Raw genomic sequence first — 21,339 nt, forward strand, 5'->3', positions numbered from 1 at the left:
TTAGCTTTCAGCCATATGGCTTACCGAAAACTGCCTCGCCGCTATCAGGACGGGCATGAGCCGCCGACCGGCATCGGTGAGCCGATATTCGACGTGCGGCGGCTGCTCGCCGAAATCTTTCCTTTCCACCAGGCGGTCGCCCTCCAGCTCGCGCAGGTGTTGCGTAAGCATCTTCTGTGAAATGCCCTGCATATCCCGTTTCAATTGCGAGGTGCGCATCGATGATTCCACAAACAGGCGGAACAAGATCGGCAGCTTCCAGCGTCCGCCGATCATCCGCAGCACCCTGGCGACATGCGCGACGGCGCCGTCCGGGCCAAGGCAAATTGCCCGCTCCTCTTGTTCCATAGGCACTTTTAAGTGCGTACTTGTCTCGATCATCTTCCTGCCCTTTAATGTCAGTCATAGAGTTTATGATAGGTGCTAAGCAATGGATTTGAAACTGGACGGAAAGATTGCGCTCATTACCGGGAGCAGCAAGGGAATAGGAGAGGCGATAGCCAGGGCACTCGCCCGCGAGAAGGCGATCGTCGTGGTCCACGGACGCGATAAAGGCCAGACGGAGCGGGTCGCTCGCGACATTTGCGCGCAGGGGGGACGCGCGTATGCCGTGGTCGGCGATCTGACCATTGACGAGGACGTACGGCGCCTGGTCGACGCGGCAAGGGCCCTCGCCGGACCCATAGATATCCTGATCAACAATGCCGGCGGTTCAGGCGATGCCGAAGACTGGACGAACACCCGCCCCGCATCTTGGGCGTCCGCTTACGACCGCAACGTGCTGGGCGCCGTGAGGGTCGCAACCCGGCTGCTGCCGGGGATGCGGGCAGCCAAATGGGGGCGGGTGATCAATATTTCGAGCCTTGCCGGGTTGATGCCTCCCGCCGCCAGGCCCGACTACTCCGCCGCCAAGGCTGCGATGAACGCCATGACGGCGTCTATGGCCAAGGCGGTTGCGGCTGATGGCGTTACGGTCAACACGGTATCGCCCGGCACGATACATAGCGCCCGGCTGGATAGCCGGTTCCGCGAGGTCGCCGTCGAGCGCGGATTGGCGGAAAACGCTTCATGGGAACTGATTGAGCGGACCGTACTGCCCCTATTCGCCCAGGTTCCTGTCGGCCGCGTCGGAACCTTGGAAGAGATAGCGGATGCCATCTCGTTCCTCGCCAGTCCGAGAGCGGGATACATAACCGGCGTCAACCTCAGGCTCGACGGCGGGATGCTGCCGGGTATCTAGCGCGTATCCCTATGCTCGGTAAGTATCCCGCATAACCGGGCCGGTTACTTTTAGAGATCTTCCGGCGTAATGAAGATGATACAGAAAAAAATCACTTCCCGGCCGCCATTAACCGCTTTGACAATTTATTCTTCCCAAACCTAGGTGTCGGGGCCATGATTATTCTTTTCATAATCAGTGTTGATTATTTTTACACAGTCTACCGAGTCGTGTATCTCTATGCATAGATAGGGGGCTCCATATTTTTTCCTCAGGGAAAAATTGGCGTAATTGACTAAAGGAAGCAGCCCGGACGTAACGATAAATCCTTTATCCGTTGAAATGTACATGCGATAGCTCATCCAGTGCCTTTTTATTTCAAACTTATTAATAATCAAGTTTCCATGAGTAATTTCTTTCCTTTGAAAATCAATGAATGTAAATGATGCGGCAAGGAAAGCCAGAAAAACGGCAATATATAAAAAGATCGCAATTATTTTTTTATTCATACTATATAATCATTTAATTTCAATGTTAAATAATGCTTGGGCACTCCTGATGTAGCGGGGGGCGCGTCCGGCCGTTGAATATAACGCACCCGGTGCTATAGCCATTTTCCCTGCCGGATCAGGAATCCCCCCGCTAATCTGCTTTAATCGCTTTCTGGCAACGCTGAAAGGAAATTATTGCGATCCTTTTTTATCCATTTCTGTTCGGCCTGCATCACCAGGCTGATTGAAGCAGGTAACACAGTGAGTGTAATCATGGTGGCGATCAATAATCCACCAATGATAGCAAAGGCCATAGGCCCCCAAAATACCTGATGCGAGATGGGAATCATCCCCAGAATAGCCGCGCAGGCTGTCAGCAGTATGGGGCGCGAGCGGTGCTTGGCGGCCGCGATAATAGCATCCTCGCGCTCCATGCCCGACCGGGTATTGTTATCCACTTCGCTGATTAGGATCACGGCGTTGCGAATAATCATGCCCGCCAGGGCAATAATGCCCAGCAACGACACAAACCCCAGCGGTGTCCCCGTGGGCAACATGGCCAATACAATGCCAATCAACCCAAACGGCGCCATTAATAACGCGAGCAACATGCGGGAGATCTGCTTCAACTGAACCATCAGCAGAACCAGCATTGCAATCAACGTTACCGGCAGCACCGCAAAGATTGAACTGTTGCCCTTGTTTGACTCGGCCACCAAGCCATCTTCCCGGATATGGTAGTCGGCAGGCAGCGTTGCGCGTAGCCGCTGCACCTGCGGGGCCAGTTGTTCTGACACAACGGCCGCGCTCATACCGGGTGCCAGATCGGTCTGCACGGTGATGAACGGCAGCCGGTTACGCCTGTAGATTAGCGGATCTTCAATACCCCATACTGGTGTGGCTATCTGGCCTAACGGCACTTTATTCCCCTCCGCCGTGTTGATCATCAAGCCGGAAAGAATCCCGGTCTCCCGCCGTTCCTGGTCGTTGCCACGCAGCACCACGTCAATTAAACGGTTGTTATCGCGTACGGAAGTGATAATGTCGCCTGAATAAACCGTATTCAGCAAGTTAGCCAGGCTCTCTGAAGATACGCCTGCGGCGCGTGCGGCGGTTTGATTGATATTCAAGGTGATCGCCCGCTGCGGCTCGCCGGCGGTCAGGTTAACCTCGCGGGTCGCAGAACTGTCGCCCACGGATGCGGCCAGTTTCCGGGCAATAGCCTGAACCTTTTCATAATCGGGGCCAATGACGCGATACCGGATGGGCCAGCCGACCGGCGGACCAAGCTCCAGGGGCGACACGCGCGTGGTGATATCGCTGAAGTCCTTGGCCAGCACTGTTTCCAACTGATGTTTAAGCCGGTCCCTGGATGCCAGATCCTTAGCCACCACGACCAGTTGGGCGGTGTTCTCGTTATCCGACAACACATCCATCGGCAGGTAAAAACGTACCGCGCCGCCACCGATGTAGCTGGTGAAGCGATCGATAGCCGCATTGCCGCGCAGGGTTTTCTCCAACCGTTCGGTCAGGCGGGCCGTTTCTTCCTGGGAAGCATTTGCGGGTAATGTCAGGCTGACCAGCAATTCAGGGCGATCCGACGCCGGGAAGAATTCACCCTGCATCAATGTCGAGCCAAAGGCGGCCAACACCAATAATCCCATCGCCGTTCCCAGCGTCAGCAACCGGTGACGCAATACCACCCGCAGCAGATTTTGATAGAGGGACATCAGTCTGCCTGATGATTCCTTATGGCGCTGCTGGGGGACACTGAGCAACCAAGTCCCTATCAGCGGCGAGAAAAGTACTGCCACTACCCAGGAACAGAGCAGTGAAATCATCACAACCGCGAACAGCGAAAAACAGTATTCGCCCGCGCTCGACGCGGCGAAGCCCACCGGAATAAAGCCGGCGATCATGACCAATGTCCCGGTCAGCATCGGAAATGCCGTGGTCTCGAATGCATACGTGGCGGCGCGCCAGCGGCTATCGCCCGCCTCTAGCCGCGCCACCATCGCCTCTATGCTTATCATGGCGTCGTCTACCAGCAGGCCCAGCGCAATAATCAGCGCGCCGAGCGAAATGCGCTGCAGCCCTATCCCGAACAGCATCATCCCGGCAAAGGTCATTGCCAGGACCAATGGAATGGCCGCGGCCACCACCAGACCGGCGCGGGTGCCCAGGGAGATAAACGACACGGCCAGCACGATGACGATCGACTCAAGCAGTACCCGGACGAATCCGCTGACGGCCTCCTTCACCATGGCGGACTGATCGGCGACTTTAACCATTTCGACCCCGTGGGGAAGGCGGGCTTGAATCTCAGCCATCCTGTCGTTGATTGCCTGGCCGAATTTGAGCATGTTGCCCGTGGACGCCATCGAGATGGCAAGACCGACGGCTGGCTGGCCGTTCACCCGAAACGCGGGGGTGGGCGGCTCGGCGGCCTGCCGGCTCACCGTCGCAATATCCGTCAGAGGAATATAGCGCCCATCGATATGCAGCGTTATAGCCCGGAAACTCTGCTCCGCATCCAGGGCGCCGCTGACCCGCAGGGCGATATTTTCCTGGCTGCCCCTTAATATACCTGCTGGCGCCACCGCATTTTGCGCTTTCAGGGCATCATTGACCTGCCGCAGATCCAGTCCCATACCGGCAATCTTGCGCGGCGAAAAGGCAATCGCAATCTGCTCTTCCTGCTCGCCCAGCAACGTGATTTTGCCAATATCGGGCAGCGACATCAGTTCGCGACGGATATCGTCCACTTTGTCCCTGAGTTCACGCGGTGAATAACCTTCGGCGGTAAAGCCGTAAATCGTGCCAAATGTATCGTCAAAGTCATCATTGACTGCCGGACCCTGCACTCCTTCCGGCAAATAGGGGGCGATATCCTGCATCTTTTTACGAACTTGGTACCAGATATCCGGCACCCGCGCCGGAGGAGTATCGTCACGCAGGTTGACATAGATAACCGACTGTCCGGCGCGGGTTTGACTTTCTACGTAATCGAGATAAGGTATTTCCTGCAGCTTTTTCTCCAGGGGATCGGTAAGCAGATTCACCGTATCCCGCTCGGTGGCGCCGGTCCAGCGAGCGGAAACAATCGCCGTTTTAATGGTGAAGGCCGGATCTTCATTGCGCTGAAGGTTTTCGTAGCTCATCACGCCGGCCGCCATCAGCAGCAACATCAAGAAGGCTATCAACTGCTGGTTTTTCAGCGCCCAGGCCGAGAGGTTAAAGGCATGCTTCAGTGAATCGTCCTTCATTGTATATCCCCTGCGAGCGTGACTTTCTCTCCCTGACGCAATTTGCTGACCCCGGCGGTGACCACCATGTCGCCCGGACTTACGCCATCGGAGATAAATATTGCGGTACGCGTAAATCGCGCAATGTCCACCGATCGGAGCTGTAACCGCAAAGTGGCACGATCGACGATGAACACGGCCGGTTTTTCTCCCAGGCGGGTCAGCGCGGTGGCAGGCAGAGCCATCGCCAGCTTTCCGGCCTGCTCCATTTCCCCCTGCACGCTCGCCCCTAGCGCCATGGCGTCCGGCGGCGTGTCAAGCGTGAAACGGACACGCCAGGTGCGGGTCTGGGGATCGGCCTGGGGACTGATATCGCGCAGATGCCCCGTGGTGTGCACCGAGGGGTCGGAAAGAAGCGAAAGAGTAAATGGAACACCGGCGTTGCGGGTTATGATCTGGGGATCGGAGAGGTCGAACACCGCATCGAGCCCGCTGCTGACGGCGAGGGTGACCACCGTTTGTCCGGTGCCGAGCACCTGGCCCGGCGAGGCGCTCACGCTGGTGATCACGCCGGGGCGCGGGGCGGTCAGACGCGTCCATGACAAATTATCCTGGGCATTCTTCAAGGCCGCCTCGCTGCTCTGGCGGCGGGATACGGCGGTCTGCCAGTCTGATTGCGCCGTGTCATATTGGACGCGGGCTATGGCGCCTTGCGGCATCAACTGTTTCATCCGCTGCAGGTTAAGCGCGGCCACTCTTTCTGCGGCATGGGCGCTATCCAGATCCGCCCGCGCGCTGCGAAGCTGATTTTGACTGGTGTCGCTCTCCACGGTCGCCATTACCTGACCGGCCTGCACGTGATCGCCGACATCCACCGTACGGCTGAGCAGACGCCCATCCACGCGAAAACCCAGCATGATTTCATCATGGGCGCGGATTTCCCCGGTCCGGATGAAAGGAATGCCGGAGACTGGCGGCGGCGCCACGATAAAACGTACGGGTCGGGGAGCAACGCTCTGCTTTTGCTCCTTGTCGCCACAGCCGGAAAGCAGTAATGCGCTGGACAGCAACAGCAGAACGATGAACAGCCGAAATACCGGTTTCAGTCTCCCGGCGCTCCGGTGGTGATGCCGCGCTTCTTTAGCGCAGCCGGTAAAAGTATCTGTCATGACAATGTTCCTGGACTGAGAAGCCGCTATTCAATCCAAGGTTTGTCCAGATCCTCTTTATATTTCGTCAAGGAACGGTCAAGACGAACAAAATAATCGTCCCGGCTGCTAGTGGGCGGGTAAGTGGATCGCGATCAGCAGCCCCCCATCCGCCGGAAGGGTCGCCAGGATGTTGCCGCCGTGCGCAATACAAATGGCCCTGGCGATGGAAAGCCCCAGCCCGCTGCCGCCGGAATGCCGCGCGCGGGAAGAGTCCGCGCGGGTGAAACGCTCGAACATCGATGGCAGAAAATCTGGTGATACCCCTGGGCCATAATCACGAAAGGTAATATCGTATCCTGCGCCATGCTGGCCTACCTCAATGACCAGCTTCCCGCCTTCCGCCGCATAGCGCAGCGCATTTTCCATCAGGATGGTGAACACTTGGCCAAGGCGCAGGGTATCGGCCATGTAGCGACAAGGCATCTTCGTCGCCACGGTAATCGTCATTCCGCACGCTTCGGCCTGGGGCTTCAGCCAGGCGGCCCGCTCCCTCAGGACCTCCGTCAGGCTCAGCGAACTCTTGCTGAGCGTGAGCTGGCCGGCATCGGCCAGCGATAGCAGATGCAGCTCATCGGTCAGCCGGCTGAGAAGCTGGAGCTGTTTCATCACCATTGCCAGCTGTTGCGGCTCCAATTGAAAGACGCCATCAAGCATTCCCTGCACGCGGCCAATGGCGGCGGTTAGCGGAGAGCGAAGTTCATGCGCCATGGCCACATGCGAGGCGTGCAGCTCCCGTTCATAACGCTCCAACTGCTGTGTCATGGTATTGAAATCATCAGTGAACCGGACCAATTCTGCCGGCGCGTTTTTTACCCGTGCGGCGCGGATGCTGAACTCACCGCGCGACACCGCCCGCGCGGAGGTCGCCAGATTAAAGAACTGTGCCGAAAGCGGACGGGCGGCACTTAGTCCCAGCACGACGATAAAGGGAATGATTACCAGGATCAGTACGCCAACCATAATCCAGTCGGCGGGCGCGATCGAAGGGACCGAGTAATCGATACCCCAGCGTTCATCCATAATCTGATGAAACAGGGCGGGGTCAAGCGCCGGATGATCGCGCAGCGGTAAAAATTCATCCCGCACCACCTGGGGCATGTGAAAGATGATCCAAAGATTCTGGATGGTATAACGCAGCCACATGCACAGGGCGATGGCAATGACGGAGCCAATCGCCAGCGTCAGAATACGGACGCAAATCCAGCGCCACAGGGACTGATTTTGTGATTCGCTCATGGTTGCCTGAACCTATAGCCCACGCCGCGAACGTTAAGCAGGATATTATTGATGCCCGCCGATTCCAGTTTCTTGCGCAAATTATAAATGTGCGTATCCACCACGCGCTCCAGAGCCTCGCTTTCAGGCAGGCAGAGCTCCAGTAAATGCTGGCGGGTGAGTGGCCGCACCGGCGTGCGCATGAGCGTGATTAGCAGGGCAAACTCGGTAGGCGTCAGCTCGGGATTTGACTGGCAGCCCGCTTTATCCGTCACCGTGACGGTCAGCGACTCTTCGTCTACATAAAGTCCCTCCCAGCGCAGCTGTTTTTCGCGCGAGCCATGGGACTCGATGCGTCTTAATACCGCCTGCACCCGCGCGACTACTTCGCCGGGATTATAGGGCTTCACGACATAGTCGTCGGCCCCGTAGCGCAGGGCGCCGATTTTATCGTGGAGATCGCCCATCGCCGTCACCATAATCACCGGTATATCGCCGGCGCGCCGGATGGCGGCCAGGACTTCCCGACCGTTCATCCCGGGCAGCATCACGTCAAGCAGGATAAGATCGGGCTTCAGGCGTTTGACCATATCCAGGCCTTTGAGTCCGTCACCGGCGATGGCGACCTCGTAATTTTCACGCCGAAGATACGCTTCCAGCACATCGGCCGCATCGGCATCATCTTCTATCACCAGTATTCGTTTTGTTTGCATTTGGGCAACCTTGACAGTTTCTCCATAAAACCCTGACAGTTTATTGACACTGCCTCTTCATAATACTGCTTCGCTACTGGGCCGTGAACGTTTCACCTGGCCCAGGAATAATACAGTGATGAGGTTGACGATGATAACCAGAAAATTGATATTGCACATGGTTTGTATTGCCGTTTCCGTTACGGCGGCGGAGGCGCTCGCCGATAACGGCGATACGACGCAGCAGAGCCTCACTGTCGGCCTGGGGGGCCAGAACGCCCCGGCCTACAGCGGATCGGACAAACGGCATACGCAAATGGTCCCGGTCGTTCAGGCCCGCGACGGCGCATTTTTCTTCGACTCGCTGAAAGGGGTGGGATACAACCTGCAGAGTGACAGCGGTCTTTATCTTGAGCATTCGCTCGGGTATGGACTGGGACGCTCGGACCGTGATTCCGATTGGCGTGACGGCTCCGACAAACTTAAAGGCATGGGCAACATTGACGCCACCGCCAATACGTCCGTAACGGTCGGGTGGATGGCCACGCAGTGGATGTCGTTTGAAGGCATGGCGACGTTGCCGCTCAGCGACGGACAGGGCGTGCGCTACCGTACATCGGTTACGTTCATTCCCGTGCAGGATGACGACGACTCGCTCGCATTGCAGGTATCCGCGCTGTTTGGCGACGCGCGCTATATGAACACTTTTTATGGCGTAAATGAGAAACAAAGTACAAGGTCCGGCTATGCGCGTTACCGGGCCGCCGGCGGTTTTTACGGCGTGGACAGCAATCTAATCTGGAGCCATCAGTTTACCCGGCATTGGGGTTCTGCCCTCAGCGCAGGTTATACCTGGCTCGGCGATCATGCGGCCGACAGTCCGATTGTGTTCCGGCGCAATCAGACGACGGCGGCCGCGGCGGTCACTTATACCTTTTAATTATAGGGGGAGGAAGCAGGCTCGGTTTTCCAGGATTACAGGCCAATCTGTTTTCTCCCGCTTCAACATACCGGGGGCTATCGCCCACTCCCATTCAAATACTCCCTATACCAAGGAAAAGAATATGATCAAAGCCGACATCGTCAACGGCTTGTTGAACTGGCTGGAAGACCATCTTGACCTGCCGCTGTTGCTCGAAGACGTTGCTGCTAAATCAGGTTATTCGAAATGGTATTTGCAGCGAATGTTTCGGGATGTGACCGGCCAAAAACTGGGCGCCTATATCCGGGCGCGTAGGTTATCCAGGGCGGCCTTGGCGTTGCGTGCCAGCAGCCATTCCATTCTGGATATCGCCCTGCTATATCATTTTGACTCACAGCAAACCTTTACCCGCACTTTTAAAAAACAGTTTGGTCTTACGCCGGCCGTATATCGTCATGCCGCCTGTTGGTCGGCAAAAGGTCTTTGTCCGCCCATTCGGCTGGGAGAAACCCAATTGCCGCAGCCCAAGTTTATTAATATTCCCGACATGCCATTGATGGGCGTAACCCGGATTTATCATAGTTCGTTCGAGCGGATAGAACGGCTCTTCCATTCCGACCTGCGTGCCCATTTTTGGCGCCAGTATTTGGACGGAGCCAATATTATTCCCCCGGTCCTTTATGGGTTACATCGCCTGGAGCCCGGTAACACAATCGATAACGACCGGGATATTATCCTGAATTATACCATCGCCATACAGCTCGGGACATTTTCACAATCCATGCCCATGGCGCGGCCAGTAATGCTCGAAGGCGGAGATTACGCGCAATTTAATTACGAGGGACATGTTGAAGAGTTCCAGAATTTTATTCAGTTAATCTATGACACAATGGTGCCATTATTAGGCTTGACCCGTCGCCAGGGCCTGGATATCGAAAGGTTTCATCCGCGAAATGATGAAGAATTGTTTTCCAGCGACTTTCTGCGCTGCGATTATCTTATTCCTATTGTTAAGCGTCCTGCAGTAAATTTGTCCAGGATAGCGGGGGGTAATCCCCCCGTACAGGCATAGCGCTGGCTCAAAGGGCGAAAGATAGCGCCTGCCCCCGCCATCCGGTCGTGCGCAGGAATTGTTCCCAAGTCAAACTGTCCGGGTTTATCCGACGGCTCCACAACAGATCGCGGTCTTTACGGAAATAACCGTACTCTACCGCATACTCGGCCATGCCTATAACCTCATCCGTCAATGCCCCCATGCTGGAAAATGAAGGGAAGTGGTGAAGTAATTCCTCACGGGTAAACGCCGGGCTGTAAACGGCTTTTTTTCCCGTAACGCGGCTAAATGTTTCCACCAGTTCTTTGGGGGAAACGATATCCCCGATAACGGGCAAGGATTGGCCGGCGTACTTATCCTTATTATCAAAAATTTCCAAAACCGCCGGGCCGGTCGCGGTCAGCGGATCGACAAAAGGTGCGCGAAAATCTTCTGGTAAATAGATAGGAAAGACTAAGGCGTCTCCTTCCAGACGTGGCTGGTAATACTCAAGCAGATTGGTATAAAAAAACGCCATGTAGATAAATGAGCTGGTGACTGGCAGCGTGCGAATGTAGTCTTCAACCCTACCTTTATCGGTAAAGTGTGGAACCCATTTCTTACCTCCGGTAATTCTGTCTACGTTTTCCAGACTAGTGAAAACCAGATGTTCCACCCCGGCTTCGACGGCGGCATCAGCGATTTGTTTGCCTAATGCTGTTTCGTGCGTTTCCGCATGGCTTGCCTCCGGCGTGATACCCGGCGTTATCAAAAACGTACCATGCGATCCTTTAAAGGCCTGAACGAAGTCCTCTTTATGACCCAATTCGAGCGGTACCGCCATGAGTTCCGCGCCTTGACGCGCCAGGTCTTGCGCCCCGGGGGTATCTACCCGCCGCGTTAAAGCGCGTACGCGGTAGCGCTGACTTTCCAGCAGCGTGCGCACCACGCTGCGCCCTTGTTTACTCAGTGCGCCCACCACGGTAATGAGTGGTCTGCTATTTGATAACATCAGTTGTCTCCCGATCGTCCACGCGGTTTGAACTTGCATTATGGTGACGGGTAAGGGATAAGGGAAATCGATTATTTTATTTTAAGGAATCCATATCATGGATACCACGCGTATGGATCTAAACCTGTTGATCACCCTCGACGCACTGCTTGCGGAACAGAATGTGACGAAGGCGGCGGCGCGACTTAATCTCAGCCAGCCGGCCGTAAGCGCGCAGCTGAACCGGCTGAGGGATGTATTTAATGACCCTTTGCTGGTTCCGGCGCGCCGGGGGATGACGCCGACGGTGAAAGCGCTTGAATTGCTCGTTCCATTGCGCGAGTCTTTGGATCAACTGCGCCGCACGCTGCAATCCCACCAGGATTTTTATCCTGAACATGCCAAATTGACCGTCACCATAGCCTGCACCGACTACATACAGGCCGCCGTCGTCATGCCGCTGGTATTGGCCTTGCGACAGAGATCCCCTGGAGTCCGCGTTGCCGTTCATCATTATAATCCGGGTCAGTTGGAACAGCAGTTGGCCAGCGGCGAAGTTGATATAGCCATAGTCACACCGGGCTCTTATCACACACATCTCAGAACGTCCCATTTATTTTATGAAACCTATGCGCTTATCGGGCGGCGCGATCACCCTTGTCTTAATGACCACCTGACGATGGAAGAGTTTGTCCGGCTAGAGCATGTGATTGTTTCGCCTTCCGGCGGCGGTTTTACGACGCCGATAGATGACGTTCTGGCGGCATTCGGATATCAGCGCCAGGTCGTTATGTCGGCGGCTTCATTCTTATTCGTACCCGAGATCGTCTTAATTAGCGATCTTGTAGCCCTGCTCCCACGGCGATTATTGCAAGGGCAAGCGGATCGACTCTCGGTGGTTGATGTGCCGTGGCTTGCCGAGCGATTTGACGTCAGCCTGGTTTGGCACGAACGCAGCCATGGGCATGCAGGGCATCGCTGGATTCGAGATTTGATTGTCGAATTAAGTACCCGCCAGGATTATTGCGGTAATGTCGAAAGTGATAAGTGATTATAGATAATAATATAAAAAACAAATGGTTAATTATTAATTCAATGCCTGGCGGACGTTTTGGTTTCATTGGTTCTTATGCGACAAGTATGCGCGCTTGCCCTTGTAACCGCGCCGGGGCGGATCGTTTCGACAAATGTCCTGGCAGTCGAATACCTTGCGGATGGCGGCGGTGAAAACAGAAATCACCTGTGCTCGGTTTGCACAGTTTCGATAAGCTCGAATTCTTCTGCGACAAGCTCCATGTTTTCCGAGAAAGTGCCTTCGCGCTCAAAAAATTCCTTATGTTCCTGTCTCCAGTACCGCAGGCTGAGATCGCCTTCACCTTCTTTTCTTGCCAGTTCTTCTGTAACATCGTTGAAACGGATCAGGCGCATGGCGATAGTTCGTATGACACATATAGGGCGTTTTTCGCCGTCAAGGATGATGTTGTAACCGCCTATCGTGGGTGAATCTTCCTCTTTTTCAAAGGCGGCGAGAGAGCCACAGCCCGCAGTCTTCAACCCTCTTACCACCAGGCCTGCCAGTTCAGCTGACATTTGCGGAGAGTCCCCGAACGACCATGCAATGGCCCCAGGATATTTTGCTTTCAGTTGTTCTACCGTGACCATCAATAACCCTTATTATTGCATTTAGCGTAACAAATGGATTAAGAGCCAAATCAGAATCCTGGGTCCGCTTTGGTACCGGTTCTGATAACACAATCCCCTTTAATCGTAATAAATACTAACGCATTCAGACACCGTTTTTTTCAATTGCTTCACTATGTGAAGCGATTTTCACAATGATTTTATGACTATCCTCACGCAACGCCGACGTGCGGTGGCTTCCCGTCCCCGCCAGCATACACTGCTGGTTATTCGAACAATACGGTTGCTCAGGCCGCCAGGCATTCGACGCTTCGAACAGGAGATAAAATGACAAATTCCATCGCTCACCGGACGGCAGCGTACCCCGCTGAGTCAGTAAAAACCAAAAGACAGCGGACGTTTAAAATCATGATGTCGGCGGGCATCGGCCATTTTATCGAGTGGTTCGACTTTGGCCTTTATGGCACGCTCGCGGCCATCATCGGCAGCAACTTCTTTGCCAGTAGTGACCCGACGGTGGCGCTGCTGAAATCTTTCGCCGTGTTCGGTTCCGGTTTTTTGATGCGCCCGCTGGGCGGTTTTTTCTTTGGCTCAATGGGCGACCGGCTGGGACGTCGGAAAGTATTGGTGACAGTGATTGTCATCACGTCCTTTTCCACCTTTGCGATGGGCATCCTTCCCACGTATTCGAACGCCGGGTTGCTCGCGCCCGTGCTGCTGGTATTAATCCGGTTGGTGCAGGGGTTCGCCGCGGGCGGCGAGAGTTCCGGCGTTATCACCTATCTTGCCGAAAGCGCGCAGCCCCATCGTCGGGCCAGCCTGACCTGCTGGAGCGAAAATTTCAGTTTTATGGCGTTTGTCTGCGGTTCCGGACTGGTGCTGGCCCTGACCCACCTGCTGGGCGAGCCGGCGATGAACGACTGGGGCTGGCGCATTCCTTTTCTCTTGGCCGCGCCGCTGGGGCTTGGCGGTCTCTATATGCGCCGCAATATGGAAGACTCCGCCGAATTCCATATGCTGCAAAAAGCCGGGAAATTGGAACATTCCCCGCTGCGTACGACGCTTACCACTTCCACCCGCGCATTGCTGTTTTGCGTGGGCTTTGTCGTGGTCAAGGCGGTGAGCAGCTGGGTATTGCAATCTTTTATGCCCAGCTATCTCTCGACGTATTTGCATTATTCCCATACCGATTCCTATCTGATCACCACATTGGGACTGCTAAGCGTCGCTGTCGTGATGCCGCTGGCGGGTTATCTCTCCGATCGGTGGGGACGCCGACCGCTTATGTTGATCGGGTGCGGCGGTTTTATTTTGCTGACATACCCGGCGATGATGGTGATGCAGCAAGGTTCGGTTGCCGTCTCCGTCGCCGCCATGAGCATGCTCGGCATGCTCGTGGCCCTGTTTAACGGCGGCTGCGGCGCGGCAATGGCGGAGCTTTTCCCTACCGCGCTGCGTTACGGCGGCATCGCCATAGCCTACAACATGACGGTGGCGGTCTTCGGCGGCGTGACGCCGCTTGTCTCGGCGAGCCTTATTTCCGCCACCGGCAACCCTTTGTCGCCTGCTTTTTACGTAATGCTGACCGCGCTTATCTCCTTCGTCGCCGTGTGGCTCGCCAAAGAGACCGCAGGCAAAAAACTTGATTAACCCGCAAAACCGGAGTGGCTATGAAGATCGTCGACGTACAGTGTTTCCCGTTAAAAATCAAACCGAAAGAGATTTATCTCGGCGGAGATCCGGATGAAGGCGCCGGGGATTACTACTATCGTCCCGAATACCGCTGCGTCTATTCGCGCAAAATGGAAACCTGCCTGGTGAAGATAACCTGCGATGATGGCCATGCGGGGTGGGGTGAAGCGCTGGCCCCGGTCGTGCCACAGGTGGCCGCGCAGTTGATAACGCACCTTTTCAAACCGCTCCTGCTGGGAGCCAGTCCGTTTAGCAGCAATGTCCTGAACGCGCAGATGTACAACTCCATGCGCGACCGTGGGCATACCGCCGGCTACCACCTTGATGCGCTGGCGGCGGTGGATATCGCGCTGTGGGATCTCAAAGGGCATATTCTGGGGCTGCCTCTCCACCAGTTGCTGGGAGGCAGCTTTCGCGAGCGTGTTCCCTGCTATGTTTCCGGTCTGCCGCGCCCCACCATTGAAGCCCGTTGCGAGCTGGCCCGGGAATGGCAGGCGAAAAACTTTAATGCCGTAAAACTGGCGCTTGGCTACGGGGTCGCCGAGGATCTGGATAATGTATGCGCCGTCCGGGAGGCGCTCGGTCCGCAGGCAACCATTTTTATTGACGCGCACTGGAACTACAGCGTTCACGAGGCGGCAAGGCTGGCGGAAGGACTCAAGGCCTGTGACGTCCGTTTTCTTGAAGCGCCACTGCTGCCGGAGGACGTCGCGGGCCATCGGGAGTTGCGCCAGAAAAGCGTGGTGCCGGTGGCGCTTGGCGAAACGGAACGTACCCGCTATCAGTTCCGTCCCTATATCGAGCAGCGCGCCGTCGACATTCTGCAACCGGATGTCGGGCGCACCGGCATTACCGAACTGATGCGCATCGCCTCCCTTGCCGAAACCTGGAACCTGCTGGTGGCGCCGCATCTGAGCGTCGGCCTGGGGCCTTGTATCGCCGCCTCCATCCACGTGGCGGCCGCGCTGCCCAACTTCTTTATGCTTGAGTTCCAGCCGCCGGTGTTTGACGTGGCCAATAGCTTGCTGCGTCAACCGCTGGTTTGCGCGGCCGGCCATTATGCGCTTCCCTCGGCGCCGGGCCTGGGTATTGAAATTAATGAAGAAAGCGTACGTGAAAATTACTGGAGCGACGCATGTTAAAAGGTAATGTTCCTATCCTGGCAACCGCTTTTGATAACCAGGGAGCAGTCGATCTTCCCGCCATCGGTAAACTTGTGCGGTTTTTACTTGAACAGGGTATCGACGGCCTGGCGCTATTTGGTAATGCCTCGGAAGGCTATGCGCTGACTGGTCAAGAAAAAGAAGCGGTTTTCAATAGCGTAAAGGCCCTCACCGGCGATCTGCCGTTGGTCGTAGCCACCGGCGGCGCGGCGGCGCCGGTGGCAATAGAGGAGATTAAACGCGTTGAGCGGTGGGGCGCGAATGTGGCGATGATCAATCCGCCCTCGGTGGTAAAACCCGGGCCGGAAGCGATCTACCGCTTCTACCGCGACATCTGTCGACAGTGCGATATCGAGATTATGATTCAGGACGCGCCGCAGATGACCGGCGTCAACTTTCCGGTTCCTATACTGGTACGGTTGTGTGAGGATTTCCCGCAAATTCGCTACATCAAAGTAGAGCAGCCGCCCACCACGCTGAAAATCAGCCAGCTTAAAGCTGCGCTGGGGGACAGGGTCGGGCTTTTCGGCGGACTCAATGCCGGTTTTTTATATGAGGAACTCGCGCGGGGCGTGGTCGGCACCATGCCCGCCTGTGAATTTCCCGACGTGATAAATGCTATTTTGCAGGCCTGGGAACATGACAAGGAGGCGGCGCGAGCGCTGTTTTACCGCTATTTACCCTTCCTGCGCTACGGCGTTCAACCAGGATTGGGCGTAGCGGTTCATAAAGAGATATTGCACCGTTCCGGGTTATTTGCCACCGCTGGCGTGCGCGAACCGGCAAAAGGGCTCGATGAGACGACGCGCCTGGAGCTTCAGGAGATAACCGACCATCTGCCGCTGGCGATTTTGGAACGGGCGCAATGAACTACATCTCCGTCGATTGGGGAACCAGTAATTTTCGCGCCATGCGCGTCAAACAGGGCAGGGTGGTCCGCACCGTGCAATCTGAAAAAGGCGTCGCCCGCTGTCCGCGCGAGCAGCTTGGCGCGGTGCTGCGCGAGGAGTTAATGCGGCTGGGCGATGACTATAACGAGCAATTGCCGGTGATCCTGTGCGGCATGATTGGCAGCAATATCGGCATAGTCGATGCCGGTTATCTCACGCTTCCGGTCAGCTTTCACGATCTGGTAGCCCGTGGAATACCGCTTGAAAATGTCCTGCCCAATCCCGTTACCGTGCGCCCGGGCATCTGCAGCCGGGAGGAGCACGAAATCTGCCGCGGCGAAGAGATGCAATTGGCGGGCGCCTTAACGATCGGCGAAGCGCGGGTATTTGCCGCCGTGGGCACCCACAGCAATCCCGTGCCATACCGTTTTGCGCGGTGGGCGGCATTGATGGGAATAATATGGCGGACTATCTGCATTATTACGATAGCGTGGGTATCGGATCGGCGCTTTACCGGCCCGGCCAGCCGCCATTCCTTACCCGCCGGCGCGCTGTGGCGCTGATGGGATGATATTCGGTCTTCCCCGCACCGAAACCTCAAACCGGCGGCGCTTAGCCGCCGCTGATTTTCTGCGCCGCCGAAACCAGGAATTTTTTCAGCGTTTCCAGTTCCAGCCGTTCGCCGCTCAGGTTTGACAGCGCTATCGCCGCCCGCATTCCCGGAATGGTGCAGGCCATACGGTACTCCTCCGGCGGATAGCGCTTCACAAGCACCTGATGGCGCCGGGCGCTGTCGATATCTTCTTTTATCAGATGGAAGTCATGTATGCCAATCAGGCTGACTATCTCTTCATCGCTGCGTCCGGCAAGAAGTTTAATGCCGATAATCGAATCGGTAACCGGGAACGAATCATAGTTCCCTATCGCCCGGGCCACGCTTTTTCCCTGCCGGGTATGGATCAGATAGACTACATCCCTCCCGCTTAGCACGCCGATCACAATGGAAACCGGCTTGTTGCCCACTTCCTCAAGTATCTCGAGCACGGCTTTGTAAAAGGTGGAATTATGAATGGCGTGGGCTGAAAAACGGTGTACTCCAAGGCCGAGTGAGTACTTCCGCTTTTCATTGCGATGTACCATCTCCAGCGCCAGAAGCGTTTGCATAATGCGGGTGACTTTTGCCGAATCCAGCGATAATTGGCGGCCAATCTCACGGATACCCGTGGGTTCACTCACGGTGGCCAGCAGGTTCATGCAGCGAAACGCATCATATACCGAATGTAGTAGCATTTGACTCCCCGTCCGGGTACACCCATGTGGTTCAGGAATACGATGAGCAACGGCACCCGTATCGGGTTCAGCCCCTCCATCGTGCGGATTTTTCGCTTTAAAGGGTTTGATGAATATAACGTCCAGCCGGCTTTGTGTTTGAAGACGGGATGGTTAGTATGGGGCATGAGAGTTAGCTATCATAATGCGCGCAACTATCGCGCTACAAGAGGGGCGGAACAATGCTGCTGTATCAATTTCGGATGGGCACCAACCCGCGGCGCGTCATCATCTATCTCGCGGAGAAAGGGATCGCCATCCCACGCTACGAACTCGATTACGCGAACGGCGAACATCGCTCCGTGCGTTACCTGAGCATCAATCCTTCGGGCCGGGCCCCGACCCTGGTGACCGATGCCGGCATGGCAATTACCGATTCGGCCGCAATCATCGAGTACCTGGAGGAATGCCATCCGGACCGGCCGATGATAGGCTCCGACCCTCTCGCACGGGCACGCGTGCGCTCGCTTGAACGGCTTGGCAGCGATCTGGTCGCTCGCGGCCAGTTGTGGCTCTGGAACCAGACCGGCGCATTTCCGGCCAAGGAGCCGGCTCCGTCGAAGGGGACGGCAGATCGTATCTCTGGCTATGTGTCGGAACTTCTCGATATCCTGGAGACGGAGATTGGCGAGAACGAGTTCCTGGCCGGTGATGGGCCGACGATTGCCGACTTCACCGTCTTCCCGATTTTTCAAACGGCGCGCGAAAGGTTCAACCTTCCCTTCGCCGAGGATCATCTGCGCCTGGACGCTTGGTACAAGCGCTTCCGTTTACGTCCGAGTGCGGACTACTAGGGCAGCTGACGAAAGCCGGTTTACCGCATCGGAATGGTGAACGATCCGTTCGGGTACTGGCTACACATGAACTCCACGAAGGCCCGGACCTTGGGGCTCTGCAAGCGCCGGGTCGTGTGCAGGACCCAAAGCTCGACTTCGCCGCCGGCCATGCCCCATGACACCAGTTCGCCTTTTTCCAGCAGACTTCCGATGAGGGACTTCGGCAGCATCGCCGCCCCCGCGCCGGCGGCGGCGGCATCCCGGACCGTCAGGAGCGAGGACAACCGTAACACGGGCTGCGGTTCAATGGCGAGCTGGCCATCGCGGACGGACCAGATCTCTCCGTCGCGATAGGTGGGCATGACGACGGCCGGAACCCGGAACGGCTGGTCGCGGCGCCCCTTCGGCATCTGAACGGATGGGGCGGCGGCCAGAACCAGCCGGTCCCTGGCGAAGCACCTGCCCACCAGTACGCTGTCCTTGTGCGGATTGATGCGGATGGCGACATCGAAATGCTCGTCGACGAGATTGGCGAGACGATCCTCGGCCACGGCTTCGATCCGCACCTCGGGATGGATCGCCTGGAATGCGGCGGCCAGCCGCCCCAACGCCACTTGCGAGAACAGCAGGGGCGCGGCGATGCGCAGGCGGCCTCGCGGGGTCGCAAGCCCATCCCGCGCCGCCGCCACCGCTTCGTCAACCTCGCGCATCGGCCCTTCGGTTCGGGCCAGCAGCAATTGGCCGGCTTCGGTCAGTTCCAGGCTGCGGCTGCCTCGCTCAAGGAGCCGGATGCCCAGGGCCTCTTCGAGATCGGCGACGCGGCGCGACAGGGTCGCCTTGGACCGGCCGCTGGCGCGGCTGGCTCTGCCAAAGCCGCCGTGAGCGGCCACCAGTTGGAAGTCCTCTAGGGCATTGAGATCCATTTCGTCTCATATTCGGTACAAGGTGTCTATATTTTAGCGTCTTTGTTTTGAATATGAAACCATCTACAGTGTGATCACACGCAAAACAACCCCCTAAGGAATCATCGTCATGACCATTCTCGTAACCGGCGCAACCGGCACCGTCGGCCGCCAAGTCGTCGAACAACTCGTCAAGCGCGGCGCCGGTGTCCGCGCGCTCGTCCGCGATCCCTCGAAGGCCGGCTTCCCGGCTGGTGTCGATGTCGTCCAGGGCGACCTGCTCGACGTCGACGCGCTGCGCGGCGCCTTCTCCGGCGTTTCGACGCTGTTCCTGCTCAACGCGGTGGCGGCCGACGAATACACCCAGGCGTTGATCTCGCTCAACGTCGCCCGCGAGGCCGGCATCGAACGAATCGTCTATCTGTCGGTGATCCACAGCGACCGCTACGTGAACGTGCCGCACTTCGCGGGCAAGTACGGCGTCGAGCGCATGATCGGGCAGATGGGCCTCAACGCCACGATCCTGCGTCCTGCCTATTTCATCGACAACGATCTTACGATCAAGGACGTGGTGACCGGCTACGGCATCTATCCGATGCCGATCGGCGGCAAGGGCCTGGCGATGGTCGATACGCGCGACGTGGGCGAGGTCGCGGCCATCGAACTCCTGCGCCGCGAGCAGTCGGCGGTGCCGCTTCCACTTGAGCGCATCAACCTGGTCGGCCCCGATACGCTGACCGGCCCGCAGGTCGCCGCGATCTGGACCGACGTGCTGGGCCGCCCGATCGCCTATCCGGGCGAGGACACCGCCGCATTCGAGCAGAACCTGCGGCAGTACATGCCGAGTTGGATGGCCTTCGACATGCGCTTAATGAGCGAGCGTTTCCTCACCGAGGGAATGGTCCCCGACGCCGGCGACGTCGAGCGGCTGACCGCGCTCCTGGGCCGCCCCCTACACTCCTACCGCGAATTCGCCACCCGGATCGCGGCCTTTTGAGAGGCGCCCCGCCTCCCGAGGAAGCCAGCATGCAAAACCGTGAAACCGACAACATCAAACCTGCCCGGCCGAAGATACTGCTGCTTGGAGCGACCGGAGGTACCGGCCGGCTCATCGCCAGCCAGGCAATGGCGCGAGGATGCGACGTCACCGTACTTGTGCGATCGGCCGGGAAGGCGCGCGATCTCAAGGGGGCTGAACTCATCGTCGGAGACGCCCGCGACGAGCAGGTTTTGCGCCAGGCGCTCAAAGGCCGGGATGCCGCCATCAGCGCATTGGGCACGCCGGCCAGCCCGTTTCGCGAGGTGACCCTTCTCTCCGCTGCGACGCGCGCGCTGGTGAATGCGATGAGGGCAGAACAGGTATCGCGCCTGGTCTGCATCACGGGAATCGGCGCCGGCGACAGTGCCGGGCACGGCGGATTTTTTTTCGATAAGCTGATTTTTCCGCTTCTTCTGCGCAAGGTATATGCCGACAAGGACCGGCAGGAAACCATCGTCCGTGGCAGCGGGCTCGACTGGGTGCTCGTCCGTCCTTCGGTCCTCAATAACGAACCCGGCCACCGCACGATCCGGGTACTCAAGGATCTCTGCGGATTCCACGGCGGCACCATATCGCGAGCAGACGTCGCGAAGTTTGTCGTGGACCAAGTGGGAGACGGGAGTTGGGTGCATCGATCGCCATCGATCACATGGTGAAGCCTTCAGCGCTTCGCGCGAGGCTTATGGGCGGGTTTGAACGCGGGGCGCCTGATAATGGAAATAAGGCACCTCCGCTACTTTATAGCCGTGGCCGAAGAACCATTACTTTGCCCGTGCGGCGGAGAAGCTGCACATCCTGCAGTCGCCGCTATCGCGCGCCATCAAAGAACTGGAGTAAGGGCTGGGCGAGGTGCCTGTTCGCTTACAGTGATGCGGAAAATTTTGCAGG

At 57.1% G+C, this 21,339-nt stretch carries 21 protein-coding genes and 1 pseudogene; 12 read left to right on the top strand and 10 right to left on the bottom strand.

Going from position 1 to position 21,339, the window contains the following annotated elements; translation table 11 throughout:
- Positions 1-381: a winged helix-turn-helix transcriptional regulator gene (locus ACL2XP_RS02720; RefSeq protein ID WP_413737044.1), complete on the bottom strand. Its 381-nt coding sequence runs from the start codon at positions 379-381 to the stop codon at positions 1-3.
- Between the two features lie 49 nt (positions 382-430).
- Between ACL2XP_RS02720 and ACL2XP_RS02725 the strand changes: the two genes are divergently transcribed.
- A complete protein-coding gene (locus ACL2XP_RS02725; RefSeq protein WP_413737045.1) occupies positions 431-1,240 on the top strand; it encodes an SDR family NAD(P)-dependent oxidoreductase in 810 nt (269 codons plus the stop codon).
- Positions 1,241-1,380: 140 nt separating this feature from the next.
- Here ACL2XP_RS02725 and ACL2XP_RS02730 read toward each other — a convergent pair whose 3' ends face one another.
- From ACL2XP_RS02730 to ACL2XP_RS02750, 5 genes are all read right to left on the bottom strand, one after another.
- Complete coding sequence (locus tag ACL2XP_RS02730) at positions 1,381-1,728, bottom strand: hypothetical protein (RefSeq protein WP_413737046.1); 348 nt, start codon at positions 1,726-1,728, stop codon at positions 1,381-1,383.
- Between the two features lie 143 nt (positions 1,729-1,871).
- Positions 1,872-4,976 (bottom strand): efflux RND transporter permease subunit, encoded by a 3,105-nt coding sequence (locus tag ACL2XP_RS02735; RefSeq protein WP_413737047.1) that lies wholly within the window; start codon positions 4,974-4,976, stop codon positions 1,872-1,874.
- On the bottom strand, positions 4,973-6,124 hold the full coding sequence (locus ACL2XP_RS02740; RefSeq protein ID WP_413737048.1) for an efflux RND transporter periplasmic adaptor subunit: 1,152 nt from the start codon (positions 6,122-6,124) through the stop codon (positions 4,973-4,975). Before ACL2XP_RS02740 ends, ACL2XP_RS02735 begins: the two co-directional genes overlap by 4 nt.
- A 108-nt stretch (positions 6,125-6,232) precedes the next feature.
- Entirely contained in the window at positions 6,233-7,402 is a 1,170-nt protein-coding gene (locus ACL2XP_RS02745) for a sensor histidine kinase (RefSeq protein WP_413737049.1), read from the bottom strand.
- The gene (locus tag ACL2XP_RS02750) at positions 7,399-8,094 is read right to left on the bottom strand and encodes a response regulator (protein WP_413737050.1); all 696 of its coding nucleotides are present in this window, start codon (positions 8,092-8,094) and stop codon (positions 7,399-7,401) included. Before ACL2XP_RS02750 ends, ACL2XP_RS02745 begins: the two co-directional genes overlap by 4 nt.
- A gap of 130 nt (positions 8,095-8,224) precedes the next feature.
- On the opposite strand from ACL2XP_RS02750, the gene ACL2XP_RS02755 reads away from it, so the two are divergent.
- Positions 8,225-9,013 (top strand): MipA/OmpV family protein, encoded by a 789-nt coding sequence (locus tag ACL2XP_RS02755; RefSeq protein ID WP_413737051.1) that lies wholly within the window; start codon positions 8,225-8,227, stop codon positions 9,011-9,013.
- Between the two features lie 124 nt (positions 9,014-9,137).
- Complete coding sequence (locus tag ACL2XP_RS02760; RefSeq protein WP_413737052.1) at positions 9,138-10,067, top strand: helix-turn-helix domain-containing protein; 930 nt, start codon at positions 9,138-9,140, stop codon at positions 10,065-10,067.
- A gap of 7 nt (positions 10,068-10,074) precedes the next feature.
- Here the strand turns inward: ACL2XP_RS02760 and ACL2XP_RS02765 are convergent, their stop codons facing one another.
- A complete protein-coding gene (locus ACL2XP_RS02765; protein ID WP_413737053.1) occupies positions 10,075-11,040 on the bottom strand; it encodes an NmrA/HSCARG family protein in 966 nt (321 codons plus the stop codon).
- 97 nt (positions 11,041-11,137) lie between these two features.
- Between ACL2XP_RS02765 and ACL2XP_RS02770 the strand changes: the two genes are divergently transcribed.
- Positions 11,138-12,070 (top strand): LysR family transcriptional regulator, encoded by a 933-nt coding sequence (locus ACL2XP_RS02770; RefSeq protein ID WP_413737054.1) that lies wholly within the window; start codon positions 11,138-11,140, stop codon positions 12,068-12,070.
- Positions 12,071-12,255: 185 nt separating this feature from the next.
- Here ACL2XP_RS02770 and ACL2XP_RS02775 read toward each other — a convergent pair whose 3' ends face one another.
- The gene (locus tag ACL2XP_RS02775; protein WP_413737055.1) at positions 12,256-12,681 is read right to left on the bottom strand and encodes an ASCH domain-containing protein; all 426 of its coding nucleotides are present in this window, start codon (positions 12,679-12,681) and stop codon (positions 12,256-12,258) included.
- A 306-nt stretch (positions 12,682-12,987) separates the two neighbouring features.
- Here ACL2XP_RS02775 and ACL2XP_RS02780 point away from each other — a divergent pair, with 306 nt between their 5' ends.
- The 4 genes from ACL2XP_RS02780 to ACL2XP_RS02795 are packed head-to-tail and all read left to right on the top strand — an operon-like array spanning position 12,988 to position 16,968.
- Positions 12,988-14,310: an MFS transporter gene (locus tag ACL2XP_RS02780; protein WP_413737056.1), complete on the top strand. Its 1,323-nt coding sequence runs from the start codon at positions 12,988-12,990 to the stop codon at positions 14,308-14,310.
- A 20-nt stretch (positions 14,311-14,330) separates the two neighbouring features.
- Positions 14,331-15,494: a mandelate racemase/muconate lactonizing enzyme family protein gene (locus ACL2XP_RS02785; RefSeq protein ID WP_413737057.1), complete on the top strand. Its 1,164-nt coding sequence runs from the start codon at positions 14,331-14,333 to the stop codon at positions 15,492-15,494.
- On the top strand, positions 15,488-16,384 hold the full coding sequence (locus tag ACL2XP_RS02790) for a dihydrodipicolinate synthase family protein (protein WP_413737058.1): 897 nt from the start codon (positions 15,488-15,490) through the stop codon (positions 16,382-16,384). The genes ACL2XP_RS02785 and ACL2XP_RS02790 overlap by 7 nt, the downstream gene beginning before the upstream one ends.
- On the top strand, positions 16,381-16,968 hold the full coding sequence (locus ACL2XP_RS02795) for a 2-dehydro-3-deoxygalactonokinase (protein ID WP_413737059.1): 588 nt from the start codon (positions 16,381-16,383) through the stop codon (positions 16,966-16,968). The genes ACL2XP_RS02790 and ACL2XP_RS02795 overlap by 4 nt, the downstream gene beginning before the upstream one ends.
- Positions 16,969-17,017: 49 nt before the next feature.
- Here ACL2XP_RS02795 and ACL2XP_RS02800 read toward each other — a convergent pair whose 3' ends face one another.
- A complete protein-coding gene (locus ACL2XP_RS02800) occupies positions 17,018-17,695 on the bottom strand; it encodes a transcriptional regulator (protein ID WP_413737060.1) in 678 nt (225 codons plus the stop codon).
- A 221-nt stretch (positions 17,696-17,916) separates the two neighbouring features.
- Between ACL2XP_RS02800 and ACL2XP_RS02805 the strand changes: the two genes are divergently transcribed.
- Positions 17,917-18,528, top strand: a complete 612-nt coding sequence (locus tag ACL2XP_RS02805) for a glutathione S-transferase family protein (protein WP_413737061.1) — start codon at positions 17,917-17,919, stop codon at positions 18,526-18,528.
- A 20-nt stretch (positions 18,529-18,548) separates the two neighbouring features.
- On the opposite strand, the gene ACL2XP_RS02810 is transcribed toward ACL2XP_RS02805, so the two are convergent.
- On the bottom strand, positions 18,549-19,433 hold the full coding sequence (locus ACL2XP_RS02810; RefSeq protein ID WP_413737062.1) for a LysR family transcriptional regulator: 885 nt from the start codon (positions 19,431-19,433) through the stop codon (positions 18,549-18,551).
- A 109-nt stretch (positions 19,434-19,542) separates the two neighbouring features.
- Here ACL2XP_RS02810 and ACL2XP_RS02815 point away from each other — a divergent pair, with 109 nt between their 5' ends.
- From ACL2XP_RS02815 to ACL2XP_RS02825, 3 genes and pseudogenes are all read left to right on the top strand, one after another.
- Positions 19,543-20,409, top strand: a complete 867-nt coding sequence (locus ACL2XP_RS02815) for an SDR family oxidoreductase (RefSeq protein ID WP_413737063.1) — start codon at positions 19,543-19,545, stop codon at positions 20,407-20,409.
- Between the two features lie 29 nt (positions 20,410-20,438).
- Positions 20,439-21,107 (top strand): NAD(P)-dependent oxidoreductase, encoded by a 669-nt coding sequence (locus ACL2XP_RS02820; protein ID WP_413737064.1) that lies wholly within the window; start codon positions 20,439-20,441, stop codon positions 21,105-21,107.
- A 57-nt stretch (positions 21,108-21,164) separates the two neighbouring features.
- A pseudogene (locus tag ACL2XP_RS02825) lies at positions 21,165-21,285 on the top strand (LysR family transcriptional regulator); the annotation flags it as partial.
- Between the last annotated feature and the right edge of the window lie 54 nt (positions 21,286-21,339).

This window comes from Sodalis sp. RH21, from assembly GCF_047324175.1.
Taxonomy (GTDB): Bacteria; Pseudomonadota; Gammaproteobacteria; order Enterobacterales; family Enterobacteriaceae; genus Acerihabitans.

Excerpts from the sequence above, each read along its gene's own strand:
- ACL2XP_RS02735 (WP_413737047.1), bottom strand. The coding sequence starts at position 4,976 with ATGAAGGACGATTCACTGAAGCATGCCTTTAACCTCTCGGCCTGGGCG.
- ACL2XP_RS02765 (WP_413737053.1), bottom strand. The coding sequence starts at position 11,040 with ATGTTATCAAATAGCAGACCACTCATTACCGTGGTGGGCGCACTGAGT.
- ACL2XP_RS02810 (WP_413737062.1), bottom strand. The coding sequence starts at position 19,433 with ATGGATCTCAATGCCCTAGAGGACTTCCAACTGGTGGCCGCTCACGGC.
- ACL2XP_RS02745 (WP_413737049.1), bottom strand. The coding sequence starts at position 7,402 with ATGAGCGAATCACAAAATCAGTCCCTGTGGCGCTGGATTTGCGTCCGT.
- ACL2XP_RS02820 (WP_413737064.1), top strand. The coding sequence starts at position 20,439 with ATGCAAAACCGTGAAACCGACAACATCAAACCTGCCCGGCCGAAGATA.
- ACL2XP_RS02800 (WP_413737060.1), bottom strand. The coding sequence starts at position 17,695 with ATGCTACTACATTCGGTATATGATGCGTTTCGCTGCATGAACCTGCTG.
- ACL2XP_RS02790 (WP_413737058.1), top strand. The coding sequence starts at position 15,488 with ATGTTAAAAGGTAATGTTCCTATCCTGGCAACCGCTTTTGATAACCAG.
- ACL2XP_RS02720 (WP_413737044.1), bottom strand. The coding sequence starts at position 381 with ATGATCGAGACAAGTACGCACTTAAAAGTGCCTATGGAACAAGAGGAG.
- ACL2XP_RS02760 (WP_413737052.1), top strand. The coding sequence starts at position 9,138 with ATGATCAAAGCCGACATCGTCAACGGCTTGTTGAACTGGCTGGAAGAC.
- ACL2XP_RS02805 (WP_413737061.1), top strand. The coding sequence starts at position 17,917 with ATGCTGCTGTATCAATTTCGGATGGGCACCAACCCGCGGCGCGTCATC.
- ACL2XP_RS02725 (WP_413737045.1), top strand. The coding sequence starts at position 431 with ATGGATTTGAAACTGGACGGAAAGATTGCGCTCATTACCGGGAGCAGC.
- ACL2XP_RS02740 (WP_413737048.1), bottom strand. The coding sequence starts at position 6,124 with ATGACAGATACTTTTACCGGCTGCGCTAAAGAAGCGCGGCATCACCAC.
- ACL2XP_RS02770 (WP_413737054.1), top strand. The coding sequence starts at position 11,138 with ATGGATACCACGCGTATGGATCTAAACCTGTTGATCACCCTCGACGCA.
- ACL2XP_RS02795 (WP_413737059.1), top strand. The coding sequence starts at position 16,381 with ATGAACTACATCTCCGTCGATTGGGGAACCAGTAATTTTCGCGCCATG.
- ACL2XP_RS02780 (WP_413737056.1), top strand. The coding sequence starts at position 12,988 with ATGACAAATTCCATCGCTCACCGGACGGCAGCGTACCCCGCTGAGTCA.
- ACL2XP_RS02750 (WP_413737050.1), bottom strand. The coding sequence starts at position 8,094 with ATGCAAACAAAACGAATACTGGTGATAGAAGATGATGCCGATGCGGCC.
- ACL2XP_RS02775 (WP_413737055.1), bottom strand. The coding sequence starts at position 12,681 with ATGGTCACGGTAGAACAACTGAAAGCAAAATATCCTGGGGCCATTGCA.
- ACL2XP_RS02730 (WP_413737046.1), bottom strand. The coding sequence starts at position 1,728 with ATGAATAAAAAAATAATTGCGATCTTTTTATATATTGCCGTTTTTCTG.
- ACL2XP_RS02755 (WP_413737051.1), top strand. The coding sequence starts at position 8,225 with ATGATAACCAGAAAATTGATATTGCACATGGTTTGTATTGCCGTTTCC.
- ACL2XP_RS02785 (WP_413737057.1), top strand. The coding sequence starts at position 14,331 with ATGAAGATCGTCGACGTACAGTGTTTCCCGTTAAAAATCAAACCGAAA.
- ACL2XP_RS02815 (WP_413737063.1), top strand. The coding sequence starts at position 19,543 with ATGACCATTCTCGTAACCGGCGCAACCGGCACCGTCGGCCGCCAAGTC.